The sequence below is a fragment of the Pseudomonas sp. F9001 genome (assembly GCF_013385435.1).
Lineage (GTDB): Bacteria > Pseudomonadota > Gammaproteobacteria > Pseudomonadales > Pseudomonadaceae > Aquipseudomonas.
This window is the reverse complement of record NZ_JACAPX010000013.1, coordinates 13,511-28,058: the sequence shown is the minus strand read 5'-3', so window position 1 is coordinate 28,058 and position 14,548 is coordinate 13,511. Positions and strand designations below refer to the sequence as shown.

Here is a 14,548-nt window from a genome sequence, read left to right as displayed (position 1 = left end):
CCCATGAAACAGCCCGGCACAGCGGTTCGCCGGGGGTTTATGGTTTTTCGGGGTGTCTTTATACACCCGTCCGTCGACTGCCGAAAAATCGATGGCTCGGGTCAAGCGTTGCCTTGTGTTTCTCTGCACTGCCCGGAGCATCTGTGCCATGAGTTCTGCCTCTCTTATAAAGACCCCGCCAGAAAAGGTGCGGGTCAACGGTTGGGTGTTCTACACCTCCACCGCGCTGATTCTGTTGTTGACCGCGATTCTGATCATCGCCCCGCAGGAAGCCGGCAGGATGCTCGGTGTGGCCCAAGCCTGGTTGTCGAAAAGCTTTGGCTGGTACTACATGGTCGTGATCGCCGCCTACCTGGTGTTTGTGGTGGGCCTGGCGTTTTCGTCCTATGGCAAATTGAAACTGGGCAGCAAGGACGACACCCCGGACTTCAGCTACGGCGCCTGGGCCGGCATGCTCTTCTCGTCGGGCATCGGCATCTCGCTGCTGTACTTCGGCGCCTCCGAGCCGCTGGACCACTACTTCAACCCGCCTGAAGGCGCGTCGGCCACCGGCGAAGCTGCACGCCAGGCGTTGCAGTTGACGTTCCTGCACTGGGGCCTGCACGGCTGGGCGATCTACGCACTGGTCGGCCTGGCCGTGGCGTACTTTGCCTACCGTCATAACCAGCCGCTGGCCCTGCGCTCGGCGCTGTACCCGCTGGTGGGCGAGCGTTGGGTCAAAGGCGCGGCCGGTCACGCGGTGGACGGTTTCGGCATGTTCGTGACCCTGCTGGGCCTGGTGACGAACCTGGGGATTGGCTCGATGCAAGTGTCGTCCGGGCTGGAAAACCTGTTCGGCATGCAGCACAGCAACACCAACCTGCTGATCGTGATCATCGTGATGAGCACCGTGGCGACCATTGCCGCCGTGTCGGGTGTGGAGAACGGCATTCGCCGCCTGTCCAACCTGAACATCGTGCTGTTCAGCGGCCTGCTGATTTTCGTATTGCTGTTTGGCCCGACTTTGCACTTGCTCAACGGCTTCGTGCAGAACATCGGTGACTACATGAACGGCATCGTGCTGAAGACCTTCGACCTGTACGTGTACGAAGGCGACGCCGACAAGACCGAACGCTGGATGGGCCTGTGGACCCTGTTCTACTGGGCCTGGTGGATTTCCTGGGCGCCATTCGTGGGCATGTTCATCGCGCGTATTTCCCGTGGTCGCACGGTGCGTGAACTGGTGGCCGGCGTGCTGCTGATCCCGCTGGGCTTCACCCTGGCGTGGCTGTCGATCTTCGGCAACTCGGCCCTGGACCTGGTGGTGAACCATGGTGCGGTGGAGTTGGGCAAGACGGCGCTGGAACAGCCGTCCATGGCGATCTACCAACTGCTTGAGCATTACCCGGCGTCGAAAATCGTCATCGGTGTGTCGATCTTCGTGGGCTTCGTACTGTTCCTGACCCCGGCGGATTCCGGCGCGGTGATGATGGCGAACCTGTCCTGCAAGGGCGGCAACGTTGACGAAGATGCGCCGCACTGGCTGCGGATTTTCTGGTCGGCGGTGATCACCCTGGTGACCATCGGCCTGCTGTTCGCCGGTAACTTCGAAGCCATGCAAACCATGGTGGTGCTGGCGGGCTTGCCGTTCTCGGTGGTGCTGGTGTTCTTCATGTTCGGCCTGCACAAGGCGATGCGCCAGGACGTGGCGATCGAGTTGGAGCAGGCGCAGTTGGCCGAGCGTGGTCGGCGTGGTTTCAGCGAGCGTTTGACTGCCCTGGACCTGCAACCGAGCCAGGGTACCGTGCAACGCTTTATGGACAAGCACGTCACGCCGGCGCTGGAAGAAGCGGCGACTGCGTTGCGTGACCAGGGGCTGGAAGTGCAGACCCTGCTGGGCAAATCCAAGCGCTGCATTGGTGTGCGCATCGAGATGCAAGAGGGCAATCCGTTTGTCTACGAGGTCAGCCTGGATGCTTATTCGTCGGCACCGAACGACTTGCCCGAGGAAGAACGCACGCGCTACTACCGCGCCGAGGTTTACCTGCACAACGGGCCTCAGGAATACGACCTGATGGGCTTCACCCAGGAGCAGATCACCCGGGACGTGCTCGATCAGTTTGAAAGCCATCGGCAGCTCCTTGGCCGTGTCTATAGCTGAGTGTTGAAAGGACAGGTGGTGTCGTTACTGACACCACCTGAGCAAAATGTGGGAGCGGGCTTGCTCGCGAATGCGCAGTGTCAGTCAGTACATCTGACACTGATACACCGCATTCGCGAGCAAGCCCGCTCCCACATTTTTTTTGCGGTGTCTGTTAGCCCAGGTTCTTGCCCAAGAGGGCGTGATAGAGCTCGCTGTCACCCAGAATCCCCACCACCTTGTTGTTGTCCTGCAGCACCAGCTTGTTCCCTGTCTGATACCGAATCTGCAACGCCTCACGCATCCCGATATTCGAATCCACCAGCGTCGGCATCCGGCCCAGGCCCTCCACCGATTGCCCCGGTGCCCAGTTCTGCAGGTTCAGCACCGAACCGTTCTGCCGCGCGCCCTTGATGGTGTTGCCTTCGGCCAGGTCCAGCCACGAGTCACCGCCCGGGTCCAGGCTGATGGAGCCGTTGACATGGGTGCAGTTATCCACCGTGCGCATCAGGCTGCGGCCACACAGCACATTCAGCGGGTTGGTGTGGGCCACAAAGGTCCGCACATAGTCATCCGCCGGGTTCAGCACGATCTCTTCCGGCACGCTGTACTGGATGATCCGCCCGTCTTTCATGATCGCGATGCGGCTGCCGAGTTTCAGCGCCTCATCCAGGTCGTGGCTCACGAATACGATGGTCTTGCTCAGCTTGCGTTGCAGCTCCAGCAACTCATCCTGCAAGCCCTGGCGGATCAGCGGGTCGAGTGCCGAGAAGGGTTCGTCCATCAACAGGATATCGGCGTCCATCGCCAATGCGCGGGCCAGGCCGACACGCTGCTGCATGCCACCGGAAAGCTCGTCGGGCTTCTTGTTGCGCCACTGCGACAGGCCCACCAGTTCCAGCTTGTCGTCCACCAGCTTGCGCCGCTCTTTCTCCGGGCGGCCCTGCATCTCCAGGCCGAAGCTGATGTTCTCGCGCACCGTCAGCCAGGGCATCAGGGCGAACTTCTGGAACACCATGGCGATGCGCTGGGTGCGCATCATTTTCAGCTCGGCGGGGGTGCAGGATGCGATGTCGATCTGGCGACCTTCATGCTCCACAAACAGCTTGCCGCGGCTGACGGTGTTCAAGCCATTGATGCAGCGCAGCAAGCTCGACTTGCCTGAACCGGACAGGCCCATCAGCACGCAGATCTCGCCTTTCTCGACATCCAGGCTGGCGTTTTCAACGCCGACAATCTGCCCGGTCTTTTTCAGGATCTCGTTGCGCGTCATGCCCTGGTCCAGCAGCTTGAGCGCCTCGCGTGGGTCTTTGGAGAAGATCACGTCGACATTTTCGAATCGGATAATGCTCATGCATCACCCCCTACTTTGGCGTCGGGTTGTTTGCAGATGCGGTCGAGCATGATGGCCAGCAGTACGATCGCCAGGCCGGCTTCAAAGCCCAGGGCGATGTCGGCGGTGTTCAGCGCGTTGACCACCGGTTTGCCGAGGCCGTCGGCGCCCACCAGGGCCGCGATCACCACCATCGACAACGACAGCATGATGCATTGGGTAATGCCGGCGGCGATGCTCGGCATGGCGTGGGGCAGTTCGATCCGCGAGAGCAACTGACGGCGCGAGCAGCCAAAGGCCTTGCCGGCGTCCATCAACTCTTGCGGCACATCACGGATACCCAGGTAAGTCAGACGGATAGGCGCGGCAATCGCAAACACCACCGTGGAAATCAGCCCGGGCACCACACCCAGCCCGAATAGGGTCAGGGTAGGGATGAGGTAGACGAAGGTCGGTACGGTCTGCATCAGATCGAGCACCGGCCGCATCAGGGTGTAGAACATCGGTTTGTGCGCGGCAACAATGCCCAGCGGCACCCCGATCACCACGCAGACCAGGGTGGCGAACAGCACTTGCGCCAGGGTCTCCATGGTTTCCTGCCAGTACCCCAGGTTGAGGATCAGCAGGAAGGAGGCGATGACAAAAACGGTCAGGCCCCATTTGCGTTGAATGAAGTGAGCGAGCAGCGCAATCAGACCGATCAATGCCAGTGGATTGAACCAGGTCAGCGCGAACGTCACGCCGTGGATCATCGTTTCCAGGGTCGATGCGATTGCGTCGAAGTAGGCGGCCCCGTGTTGGGTCAACCACTCAACGAAGGCAGCGATGTACTGGCCTAGCGGGATTTTATGTTCAGTCAGCATGGTAGTGAATGTCCACATGCGAAGAGGAAAAACATCCCGGGCCAGCGTACCGGCCCGGGGTCAGCGGTTACTTGGCGAGGTAAGCTTTGACGGCCTCCAATCCTGGTTTGCCATCGACCGTGGTGACACCGGCGAGCCAGGTGTCGAGCACTTGCGGGTTCTTCTTCAGCCACGCCTTGGCGGCGGCGTCAGGCTTCATTTTGTCGTCCAGGACATTACCCATCAGGGTACTTTCCATGTTCAGGGTGAACGACAGGTTTTTCAGCAACTGGCCCACGTTGCTGCATTCCTGGGTGTAGCCCTTGCGGACGTTGGTGTAGATGGTGGCCTGGCCGTAGTTGGGGCCGAATGAATCATCACCCCCGGTCAGGTACTTCATCTTGAAGCGGGTGTTCATCGGGTGCGGTTCCCAGCCGAGGAACACGATGGCCTGGTCGCGCTTGGTGGCGCGTTCCACCTGCGAAAGCATCCCGGCTTCGCTGGATTCGACCACTTTGAAACCGGCGGTTTTCAGGCCGAAAGCGTCCTTGTCGATGAGGGTCTGGATGGTCCGGTTGCCGTCGTTGCCCGGCTCGATCCCGTAGATCTTGCCGCCCAGCTCATCCTTGAATTTGACGATGTCGGCGAAGTCTTTCAGGCCCTTGTTGTACAGCGCTTCCGGTACGGCCAGGGTGTACTTGGCGTTTTCCAGGTTGGCGCGCACGGTTTCCACGGTGCCGGCATCACGGTACTGCTTGATGTCGTTTTCCATGGTCGGCATCCAGTTGCCGAGGAAGATGTCCATGTTCTTGCCGTCGGCCAGGGACTTGTAGGTCACGGGTACTGAAATCATCGTGGTGCGGGGTTTGTAGCCGAGGCCCTTGAGGACTTCGCTGGTGGTGGCCGTGGTGACGGTGATGTCGGTCCAGCCGACATCGGAGAAGTTGACGGTCTGGCATTGCGCCGGTTCTGCAGCGTGAGCCACGACTGGCAGACTCAGCATGGCGGCCAACAACAACGACGGGGAACCTTTCATGGGGGTGGACTCCTGGTGTTTTTCTGGCGGCAATAACACCGCGCTTATAGGTGTTGCGGTTGGGCGTGCGGCACAGCTCTGCCACGCAACTGTGCAAACGAGTCGAGACTGATCATGTACCAGTGAAAATCTGACGCCTACAGGGGGCGTCGTATCCAGTACAGGGATGGTCGTATCCAGTGTCGGTGACGTCGCTTACAGATTTTTTCCACGGCAAAACTGCACTTTTTACCGATCTGCACCGCAAAAAACGGCCAAAACGTCGCCTTCCACAACAGCGGCGCTGATGAGCATGGGTACGTCGGTGTGAGACGCCGTGAGCGCCAGCAAAAGCTTGATGATGGCCGCATCTGGGCGGATTGCGACATGAGCGTAGCAGCTCCGTCACCAGGCGTTATGTGCGCCTGGCCTGTGCTCATCGAGGAGTTTCACGGCAATGGCTATCAGCGTTTTCGACCTGTTCAAGATCGGCATTGGGCCTTCGAGTTCTCACACCGTCGGCCCCATGCGCGCCGCGGCGTTGTTCGTTCAAGGATTACGTGAACGTGATGTGTTGGAACAAGTCAGGCGCGTCGAAGTTCAGCTGTATGGCTCCTTATCGGCCACGGGCATCGGTCACGGCAGCGACAACGCGGTGATCATGGGCCTGATGGGCGAGTGGCCGGACGCGATCGATCCGTCACAGATCGGCATCCGCATCGAAACCCTGCGCGAGACCAACACCCTGCTGCTGGACGCACGTTTGCCGGTGCCTTTCTTATGGGCGCGGGACATGCGCCTGATCGACGAAAACCTGCCGTTCCACCCCAATGCCATGACCCTGGTGGTGTTTGGTGATAACGGCGAGCTGCACCGCGACACCTACTACTCGGTGGGCGGCGGATTCGTGGTGGATGAAGCCCAGGCCAAAAGCGGCGTGGCGGACATGGACCGCACCGAGCTGCCCTATGATTTTTCCAGTGCGGTGGAACTGCTGCAGCTGTGCAAGACCCACAACCTGCGGGTCGCTGAGCTGATGTTGGCGAACGAAAAAACCTGGCGCTCGGAAGAAGAAATCCGCAGCGGCCTGATGAAGCTTTGGCGCGCCATGCAGGATTGCGTGGAGCAAGGCCTCAAGCACGAAGGCATCCTTCCCGGCGGCCTCAATGTAAGGCGCCGTGCAGCCAAGTTGCACCGCAGCTTGCAGGAGCTGGGCAAGCCGAATGTGATCGGCTCGACCTTGAGCGCGATGGAATGGGTCAACCTGTTCGCCCTGGCGGTGAATGAAGAAAACGCCGCCGGCGGGCGCATGGTCACGGCACCGACCAACGGCGCGGCGGGGATCATCCCGGCGGTGCTGCACTACTTCATGAAGTTCAGCGAAGAAGTGACCGAAGCCAACGTGGTCGACTATTTCCTCGGCGCGGCGGCGGTGGGCATCCTGTGTAAGAAGAACGCGTCGATCTCGGGTGCCGAAGTCGGCTGCCAGGGTGAAGTCGGCTCGGCGTGCGCCATGGCGGCGGCGGGTTTGGCGGAGATCCTCGGTGCGACGCCGGAGCAATTGTGCAACGCGGCGGAGATTGGCCTGGAACACAACCTCGGCCTGACCTGCGACCCGGTAGGCGGGCTGGTGCAGGTGCCGTGCATCGAGCGTAATGCGATTGCCGCGGTGAAGGCGATCAACGCGGCGCAGATGGCGCTGCGGGGGGATGGCCAGCACTTCATCTCGCTGGACCGGGTGATCCGCACCATGCGCGATACCGGGGCGGATATGCATGACAAGTACAAGGAAACATCGCGGGGTGGGTTGGCGGTGAGTGCGGTGGAGTGTTGATCCGGAAAGACCGCGTCGCCTGCATTCGCGAGCAAGCCCGCTCCCACATTCGACCGAGTTCCTACTGAAAAAACGCGGTCAAGTGTGGGAGCGGGCTTGCTCGCGAATGCGGTAGACCGGGCAACACTGCTCATAAAGTGAACACCAGAACCAAAAGCGCCACCTTTTAGCGCGTCGCAATTAGATAAGTAGCTCCCGAACGATTTCCCCTCATGACCATCGGTCACCCGTGCTTGTGGTGACAGACTTTTCCCACGTCGTTTCTCTCCCTTCCCACAAGTGCTACCGATCTGCTCACACACCTTGAGCCTGCGTTCTCTCACGTCTTTTCTGGGTCATATCCCCCACTCCATGCGCGGGCTTATATAGACACGTCATGAGGTCGTTTTCAGGAGTTATTGAATACGCATTCAACTTTAGGCATGGCATTTGCTCTATCAATACAAAGCCTCTCGCCATAGGAGTTTCCTTAAGGCGATGAGCGCAATAACAAGAGCCTCGCCTGAGGCCATCACCCGCTTTGTGTGAGGAGATACCGCGATGACGTCGTTCAACTCCGGGGCTCAACCCCAGAACCGTGCGCCTCAATCCATCGGCTTTTTGCTGCTGGACAATTTCACGCTGATTTCCCTGGCCTCCGCAGTCGAACCCCTGCGCATGGCCAACCAACTCTCCGGCCGCGAGCTGTATCGCTGGACGACGTTGAGTGTGGACGGAAACCAGGTGTGGGCCAGCGACGGTCTGCAAATCACCCCCGATGCTTCCATGCACAAAGCTCCGGCCCTGGACACCGTGATCGTCTGTGGCGGCGTGGGTATCCAGCGCACCGTGACCCGTGAACATGTGTCGTGGCTGCAAAGCCAGGCGCGCCAATCCCGTCGCCTTGGCGCGGTGTGCACCGGCAGCTGGGCCCTGGCCTGCGCCGGCCTGCTGGACGGTTTTGATTGCAGCGTGCACTGGGAATGCCTGGCGTCGATGCAGGAAGCCTTTCCCCGCGTGGCCATGAGCACCCGCCTGTTCACCCTCGACCGCAACCGCTTCACCAGCTCCGGCGGCACCGCGCCGCTGGACATGATGCTGCACCTGATCAGCCGTGACCACGGCCGTGAGTTGTCGGCGGCGATCTCCGAGATGTTTGTGTACGAGCGAATCCGCAACGAACAGGATCACCAGCGTGTGCCGCTCAAGCACATGCTTGGCACCAACCAGCCGAAGTTGCAGGAAATCGTCGCGCTGATGGAGGCCAACCTGGAAGAGCCGATCGACCTCGATGAGCTGGCGGTGTACGTCGCGGTTTCCCGGCGTCAACTGGAGCGGTTGTTCCAGAAATACCTGCACTGTTCGCCGTCGCGCTACTACCTCAAGTTGCGCCTGATCCGTGCGCGGCAGTTGCTCAAGCAAACGCCGATGTCGATCATCGAAGTGGCGTCGGTGTGCGGGTTTGTCTCCACGCCGCACTTCTCCAAGTGCTACCGCGAATACTTCGGCATTCCGCCGCGGGATGAGCGTGTGGGTTCCAACACCACGCAGCAGGTGGCGATGATGCCGATTCCGCAGGCGCTGGTGTTGTCACCGTTGTCCGGGCCGTTGTCGGCGTTGAGCCAGGCCAGGAATGAGTCGACTTTCGCGAGTGTAAGGCTTTAGACCGAGTCGCCTGCATTCGCGAGCAAGCCCGCTCCCACACTTGACCGCGTTTTTTCAGTAGGAACGCGGTCGAATGTGGGAGCGGGCTTGCTCGCGAATGCGGTATATTAGGCGCCAGAGTTCTGCCGAAATTGCACCAGCGCCGGCAACAACTGCTTGTCGATCGCCTGCCTCACCGCCGGCAAGATCGTCGCGCTGCCGGTGTACATCTGCTCAACCATACCCTTGAGCGCCTTGGCCCGCGCCGCGCTCAAGCCGCGCACCGCACACTCGCAAGCCTGCTCGGCGGTAGCGCCGCTGGACACCTCGAAACCCAACGACCGCAGCTGGCCCAGCAGGTCATCCTGGTCAATCAAATCCGCGTGCATCATGACGTTAATCCTTGTTAGGGGAGCGGGGGATTGAAGTCGATTCTGGTAGGCCATCACCGAGTCGGCAAGGCCTGAATGCATGAATGTCCGGCACACCTATGAACAGGTCGTTTTCGGCTAACTCGCAAGGCAGGGGAGTGTGCACACTGACACCAAGCAAGCAGCTTGAAGGTTTGGTCACCCTCGGGATGCGTAGCTCACACAAAGCACTCTGCCCCGATCCTGTCACGGCTGGATCGGGGCTTTTTTTGAGCTGAAATTTGAGGTGAAGCTGCTGGCCCCTTCGCGAGCAAGCCCGCTCCCACAGTTGACCGCGTTTTTTCAGGAGGAACTCGGTCAAATGTGGGAGCGGGCTTGCTCGCGAAGGGGGCGCCTCGGTCTACCGCTGCAACACCAATATCCGCGACAACAACTCATCCCGATCGATATAGCAGCCCTGGAAATGCCGCGCGCCGGACGCCGGATCAAACGCATTGCGCGCATGCAGGGTCCGGCGATTATCAAAGCACCACAGCTCGCCCGGATTCAGACGTTTGACCAGTCGAAAACGCTCCTCCCGGGTCATCGCAATAAACCGGCGATAGGCGCGATAGAGCAACGGCATCTGCTCTGCAGGCGCCTCAAACGGTCCGCGCAGAAAGTTGGCCATGCGAATCTCGGCGACCTCTCCCAATGCATCCAGCGCGATGATCGGCGCCAGCCGGCGATAGTCGCTGTGACGATCCTTGTTGCGAAACTCCACCGGGATCTCGCACAACGCGCGAAAGGCTTCCGGATCTTCGTCCCGCAGCGCCCGGGCAATCGCAAAACCGTCGACAAAAATACTCTCGCCCCCGTCGGCGTCGTTCACCAGGCAATGCAAGAACTGCAGCCCGGGTTGCAGCTCCCGCGTCGGCAAATCACTGTGCAGCGGCAGGTTGAATGCCGTGTAGGCGTTGCTGTCGGCATCGGCCTTGGACTGTACGTTGAACAGCACGCCGAAGTTGCTCTCGCGGATGAACGAAATGCGCTTGGCGATCAGCGCCAGCGAGCCAGGTTCGGTGGGCACACCGCGCACTTGGGTGAGGCCGCTGTCACGCAGGGCCAGCAGCCATTGCAGCAGGGCTTTCGGGTCTTCCATCAATGCCGCGTAGTCGAAGACGGGCAGCTCGAACCTGTGGTCCCACAGCCGGGATTTCGGCTTGGCCGCCCGGCGCTCCGCGCGTGATTCATCATCGTAGGCGTGCGCCCGCAACCATCCGGGATCGTATTGGCTGCGATGCCCGCCGCTCCATTCCACTGTCAGCAGACCCTGGTCGATACGTGCACTGAGGGCCGTGAGGTGTTCGTCCACATCGACGATTTCCAGCACCTGTTCACGGGTCACGCTGTAGACGCAAACAGGGCACGGGCAGTTGTCCCGCAGCCACTGGTGATGAAACGGGCTGACCCGCCCATCGGCCCATCGCACACTGAGGTGATCGCCGTGCACCTGCACATCGGCCAGGTCACTGATCAGTGGGTAAGTACGGAAGTCGGCAACAGCGGCGGCGGTTTGCATGGCGATTCCTTATTTTTGGGGTGGCAGTCCAATCACGCGGCCGAGCAGGGCGGGCTTCGGCAGGTCGGTTTGTTCGGCGCTGATGCTGGCAAGCTTGCCCAGCACCGCTTCACTGAATGGCGCCGAGTGCGGCCCGGCGAGGTCGACGTGGAGCAGCATCTGTTCGTTGCCCGCCAGCTCCTTTTCGTCGCCCACCAGGTGCAGGCTGTGATAGAGGTGCAGGCGCTTGCGGTCGTGGGCGATGAGGTGGGTGTGCACCTCGACGGCGGCGCCCAGTTTCACTTCGTGCAGGTAGTTGAGGTGCAACTCCAGGGTGAACAGCGAGTGGCCGCTGGCTTCGCGGTTTTCGCTGTCCAGGCCCAGGGTGTCCATCAGTGCGTCGGTGGCGTAGCTGAATATCAGCAGGTAGAACGCATCGCGCAGGTGGCCGTTGTAGTCGACCCACTCGGGGAGGATTTTGGTGGTGTAGGTGGTGAGTGCGGGCATGGTTCGGTTCCCGGTAGGTACGTGATCGTTCCCACGCTCTGCGTGGGAACGCCTCCTGTGACGCTCTGCGTCACGCGTTGGGACGCAGAGCGTCCTGGGCTGCATTCCCACGCAGAGCGTGGGAACGATCTTTACAGGGCTTATTCGGCGAAGGTCATACCGTGTTTTTCCTTGGTGGTCTTCACCGCCTCCAGCACCGCCAGCAGGCAATCATCACGATAGCGCTCCAGCGCCGAAATGCTGTGCTTGCCCAACTGATCGCTGGTGCCGTCCACCACGTCGTCAATCAATTTGTCGGTCAATTCCGGCGCCGGCAGATAGGTCCACGGCAGCTGCAAGGCCGGGCCGAACTGCGCCATGAAGTGCCGCATCCCGGCATCACCGCCCGCCAGCGTATAGGTCAGGAACGTGCCCATGAACGACCAGCGCAAACCGGCGCCAAAGCGAATCGCATCATCGATCTCGCCGGTGGTTGCCACACCATCGTTCACCAGGTGCAACGCCTCACGCCACAGGGCTTCCAGCAGCCGGTCAGCGATAAAACCGGGCACTTCCTTACGCACATGCAAAGGGCGCATGCCGAGGGATTCGTACACCTTGATTGCTGCCTGAATCGCTTCCGGCGCAGTGTTTTTGCCGCCTACCACTTCCACCAGCGGCAACAGGTAAACCGGGTTGAACGGATGGCCCACCACGCAACGTTCCGGGTGCGTGGAGCCTTCATAAAACTCGCTCGGCAACAACCCCGAAGTACTCGAACCAATCAACGCATTCGGCTTGGCCGCCGCGCTGATTTTGCTGTGTAACTCCAGCTTCAATTCCAGGCGTTCCGGGGCGCTTTCCTGGATGAAGTCGGCGTCTTTCACGCACTCTTCAATCGTGGCCACAAAGCGCAGGCGATCTTGCGAGGCACCCGGTGCAAGGCCTTGTTTTTCCAGGGCGCCCCAGGCATTCGCGACACGTTTGCGCAGGGCCGCTTCGGCGCCAGGCGCCGGGTCCCAGGCCACCACATCCAGGCCGTGAGCCAGTGCGCGGGATACCCAGCCACTGCCGATAACGCCGCTGCCCAGCGCGGCGAAGGTTTTGATTTCAGTGATAAAGCTCATGGCAAATTCCTAAAGAGTTCGGTGATTCTGTGTGAGAGCCAAGATCAAAATGTGGGAGCGGGCTTGCTCGCGAAAGCGGTCTGTCAGTTGATGCATTCGGTGGCTGATCCACCGCATTCGCGAGCAAGCCCGCTCCCACATTTGATTCGGTTCCTGCAGGGCGTCGTGCGGCGTGTCTTAGCCGCGCTTGGTCAGGCCCATCTTCACGCGGCCTTCGGCCGGGGTCATGACCCGCGCACCCAGGCGGCTGAGGATCTCGCTGGCGCGTTCCACCAACTGGCCGTTGGTCGCCAGCACGCCCTTGTCCAGCCACAGGTTGTCTTCCAGGCCGACCCGCACGTTGCCGCCCAGCAGCACTGCTTGCGCCGCCATCGGCATCTGCATGCGACCAATGCCGAAGCCGGCCCACACCGCGTCAGCCGGCAGGTTGTCGACCATGGCTTTCATGGTGGTGGTGTCGGCCGGCGCGCCCCACGGGATGCCCAGGCACAGCTGGAACAACGGGTTGTCGAGCAAGCCTTCCTTGATCATCTGCTTGGCGAACCACAGGTGACCGGTGTCGAAAATCTCCAGCTCGGCTTTAACGCCCAGCTCTTGAATACGTTTGGCGCCAGCCCGCAGCTGGGCCGGGGTGGAGACGTAAATGGTGTCGCCATCGCCGAAGTTCAGGGTGCCGCAATCGAGGGTGCAGATTTCCGGCAGCAGCTCTTCCACGTGGGCCAGGCGGGTCAGCGGGCCCACCAGGTCGGTGTTGGGCCCGAATTCCATGGGGTTCTCGCCGACACCGATTTCCAGGTCGCCACCCATGCCGGCGGTGAGGTTGACGATGATGTCGACGTCCGCCTCGCGGATGCGCTCCATCACTTCGCGGTACAGCGCCACGTCGCGGCTGAACTTGCCGGTCTCGGGGTCACGTACGTGGCAATGCACCACGGTGGCACCGGCCTTGGCTGCTTCCACCGCCGCGGCAGCGATTTGTTTCGGAGTGACCGGCACGTGAGGGCTTCTGGCGGTCGTGTCGCCAGCACCGGTGAGTGCGCAGGTGATGATGACGTCGTGGTTCATGAGGCAGGTTCCTTACAGGCGTGATTTTCAGGCGTAGTCATACCGTTCGCAGCCGGGAGCGGCTGCGAAACGGTGATTCAAGACAGGTTATTTGCTGGTCAATTGCAGGTTGGCTGCGGCGGGTTTGCCGTCGAAGGTGGTCACGCCTTCCAGCCAGCGCTGCTGGTCTTGCGGGTGATCCTTGAGCCATTGCCTGGCCGACTCGAAAGCGTCCTTGTGATCCAGCAGCGGCTGCATCATTCGGCTCTCGTCGGCGGCGGTGAAGGTCAGGTTGCTGAGCAACTTGTGCACGTTGGGGCATTGCTCGGCGTAGGTCGGCGAGGTGACGGACCACACGGTGGCCATGCCTTCGTTCGGGCCCAGCGCGTCATCACTGCCGGTGAGGTAAGTCATCGCCACGTTGACGTTCATCGGGTGCGGCGCCCAGCCGAAGAACACCACGGCCTCCTTGCGGCGCACGGCGCGGTCGACGGCGGCGAGCATGCCGGCCTCGCTGGATTCCACCAGTTGGAACTTGCCCAGGCCAAACTGATTCTTGGCGATCATCGCCTTGATCTGGGTGTTGGCGCCCGAGCCTGGTTCAATGCCGTAGATCTTGCCGCCCAGTTCTTTTTCAAACCTGGCGATGTCGGCGAAGGTCTTCAGGCCCTTGTCGGCCAGGTAAGTCGGCACCGCCAGGGTCGCGCGGGCGTCTTCCAGGGACGGCTTGTCGAGCACCTTGACCTGCTTGGCGTCGACAAACGGGGTGATGGTCTGGGTCATCAGCGGGTTCCAGTAGCCCAGGAACATGTCCAGGCGCTGGTCGCGAATACCGGCAAAGATGATTTGCTGGGACGCGCTGGTCTGTTTGGTCTTGTAGCCGAGGCCGTCGAGCAACACTTGAGTCATGGCACTGGTGGCGATTACGTCGGTCCAGTTCACCACGCCCATGCGCACGTTCTGGCAAGAAGCCGCATCGGCTGCCATGACGTTGGTGCTCAAAATGGCGCTGGCGCTGAGTGCGAGCACACAGCGGCTGATCAGTCGGTTCATGGTGGTTCCCTCGGCAGGTTGTTATTGTGGGTTCCGGCGTCTTTGTGCACCGTGCAGCCAAGTTACGCAGCTTGGTCCCCGACAAAACGCACGGCGGCGACCAGCTCTTGCACTGCAGCGACCTGCCCCCTTGAATGACCGATTGAACTGGCGTATCACAG

The 14,548-nt window shown here is 60.9% G+C and carries 12 protein-coding genes; 3 read left to right on the top strand and 9 right to left on the bottom strand.

Annotated features, from left to right (window positions below; all coding sequences use genetic code 11):
* Positions 1 to 205 precede the first annotated feature (205 nt).
* On the top strand, positions 206 to 2,140 hold the full coding sequence (locus HX818_RS12660; RefSeq protein ID WP_236260840.1) for a BCCT family transporter: 1,935 nt from the start codon (positions 206 to 208) through the stop codon (positions 2,138 to 2,140).
* A gap of 154 nt (positions 2,141 to 2,294) precedes the next feature.
* Here the strand turns inward: HX818_RS12660 and choV are convergent, their stop codons facing one another.
* The 3 genes from choV to HX818_RS12645 form a co-directional block, all read right to left on the bottom strand.
* Positions 2,295 to 3,473: a choline ABC transporter ATP-binding protein gene (gene choV / locus HX818_RS12655; protein WP_003216907.1), complete on the bottom strand. Its 1,179-nt coding sequence runs from the start codon at positions 3,471 to 3,473 to the stop codon at positions 2,295 to 2,297.
* Positions 3,470 to 4,315, bottom strand: coding sequence for a choline ABC transporter permease subunit (choW, locus tag HX818_RS12650; protein ID WP_003216909.1), 846 nt, complete (start codon positions 4,313 to 4,315; stop codon positions 3,470 to 3,472). The genes choV and choW overlap by 4 nt, the downstream gene beginning before the upstream one ends.
* A 67-nt stretch (positions 4,316 to 4,382) precedes the next feature.
* On the bottom strand, positions 4,383 to 5,330 hold the full coding sequence (locus HX818_RS12645) for a choline ABC transporter substrate-binding protein (RefSeq protein ID WP_003216912.1): 948 nt from the start codon (positions 5,328 to 5,330) through the stop codon (positions 4,383 to 4,385).
* Between the two features lie 436 nt (positions 5,331 to 5,766).
* Here HX818_RS12645 and HX818_RS12640 point away from each other — a divergent pair, with 436 nt between their 5' ends.
* Together HX818_RS12640 and HX818_RS12635 are read left to right on the top strand one after the other, a co-directional pair.
* A complete protein-coding gene (locus HX818_RS12640) occupies positions 5,767 to 7,143 on the top strand; it encodes an L-serine ammonia-lyase (RefSeq protein ID WP_177020218.1) in 1,377 nt (458 codons plus the stop codon).
* A 540-nt stretch (positions 7,144 to 7,683) separates the two neighbouring features.
* Positions 7,684 to 8,787 (top strand): GlxA family transcriptional regulator, encoded by a 1,104-nt coding sequence (locus HX818_RS12635; RefSeq protein WP_003216915.1) that lies wholly within the window; start codon positions 7,684 to 7,686, stop codon positions 8,785 to 8,787.
* A 107-nt stretch (positions 8,788 to 8,894) separates the two neighbouring features.
* Here the strand turns inward: HX818_RS12635 and HX818_RS12630 are convergent, their stop codons facing one another.
* The 6 genes from HX818_RS12630 to HX818_RS12605 form a co-directional block, all read right to left on the bottom strand.
* A complete protein-coding gene (locus tag HX818_RS12630; RefSeq protein WP_003216918.1) occupies positions 8,895 to 9,158 on the bottom strand; it encodes a hypothetical protein in 264 nt (87 codons plus the stop codon).
* 379 nt (positions 9,159 to 9,537) lie between these two features.
* Positions 9,538 to 10,698 carry a gamma-butyrobetaine dioxygenase gene (locus HX818_RS12625; protein WP_003216919.1) on the bottom strand — a complete coding sequence of 387 codons (1,161 nt, stop codon included), beginning with the start codon at positions 10,696 to 10,698 and terminating at the stop codon, positions 9,538 to 9,540.
* 9 nt (positions 10,699 to 10,707) lie between these two features.
* On the bottom strand, positions 10,708 to 11,184 hold the full coding sequence (locus HX818_RS12620) for a thioesterase family protein (RefSeq protein WP_003216921.1): 477 nt from the start codon (positions 11,182 to 11,184) through the stop codon (positions 10,708 to 10,710).
* A 140-nt stretch (positions 11,185 to 11,324) separates the two neighbouring features.
* Positions 11,325 to 12,290, bottom strand: coding sequence for an L-carnitine dehydrogenase (locus HX818_RS12615; protein WP_017476440.1), 966 nt, complete (start codon positions 12,288 to 12,290; stop codon positions 11,325 to 11,327).
* A gap of 177 nt (positions 12,291 to 12,467) precedes the next feature.
* On the bottom strand, positions 12,468 to 13,355 hold the full coding sequence (locus HX818_RS12610; RefSeq protein ID WP_177020217.1) for a 3-keto-5-aminohexanoate cleavage protein: 888 nt from the start codon (positions 13,353 to 13,355) through the stop codon (positions 12,468 to 12,470).
* Between the two features lie 87 nt (positions 13,356 to 13,442).
* Entirely contained in the window at positions 13,443 to 14,387 is a 945-nt protein-coding gene (locus tag HX818_RS12605; RefSeq protein ID WP_003216926.1) for a choline ABC transporter substrate-binding protein, read from the bottom strand.
* Positions 14,388 to 14,548: the final 161 nt, after the last annotated feature.

Coding starts and splice junctions, on each gene's coding strand:
- HX818_RS12635 (WP_003216915.1), top strand. CDS start 7,684: ATGACGTCGTTCAACTCCGGGGCTCAACCCCAGAACCGTGCGCCTCAA.
- HX818_RS12625 (WP_003216919.1), bottom strand. CDS start 10,698: ATGCAAACCGCCGCCGCTGTTGCCGACTTCCGTACTTACCCACTGATC.
- HX818_RS12605 (WP_003216926.1), bottom strand. CDS start 14,387: ATGAACCGACTGATCAGCCGCTGTGTGCTCGCACTCAGCGCCAGCGCC.
- HX818_RS12615 (WP_017476440.1), bottom strand. CDS start 12,290: ATGAGCTTTATCACTGAAATCAAAACCTTCGCCGCGCTGGGCAGCGGC.
- HX818_RS12630 (WP_003216918.1), bottom strand. CDS start 9,158: ATGATGCACGCGGATTTGATTGACCAGGATGACCTGCTGGGCCAGCTG.
- HX818_RS12610 (WP_177020217.1), bottom strand. CDS start 13,355: ATGAACCACGACGTCATCATCACCTGCGCACTCACCGGTGCTGGCGAC.
- HX818_RS12640 (WP_177020218.1), top strand. CDS start 5,767: ATGGCTATCAGCGTTTTCGACCTGTTCAAGATCGGCATTGGGCCTTCG.
- choV (WP_003216907.1), bottom strand. CDS start 3,473: ATGAGCATTATCCGATTCGAAAATGTCGACGTGATCTTCTCCAAAGAC.
- HX818_RS12620 (WP_003216921.1), bottom strand. CDS start 11,184: ATGCCCGCACTCACCACCTACACCACCAAAATCCTCCCCGAGTGGGTC.
- HX818_RS12645 (WP_003216912.1), bottom strand. CDS start 5,330: ATGAAAGGTTCCCCGTCGTTGTTGTTGGCCGCCATGCTGAGTCTGCCA.
- choW (WP_003216909.1), bottom strand. CDS start 4,315: ATGCTGACTGAACATAAAATCCCGCTAGGCCAGTACATCGCTGCCTTC.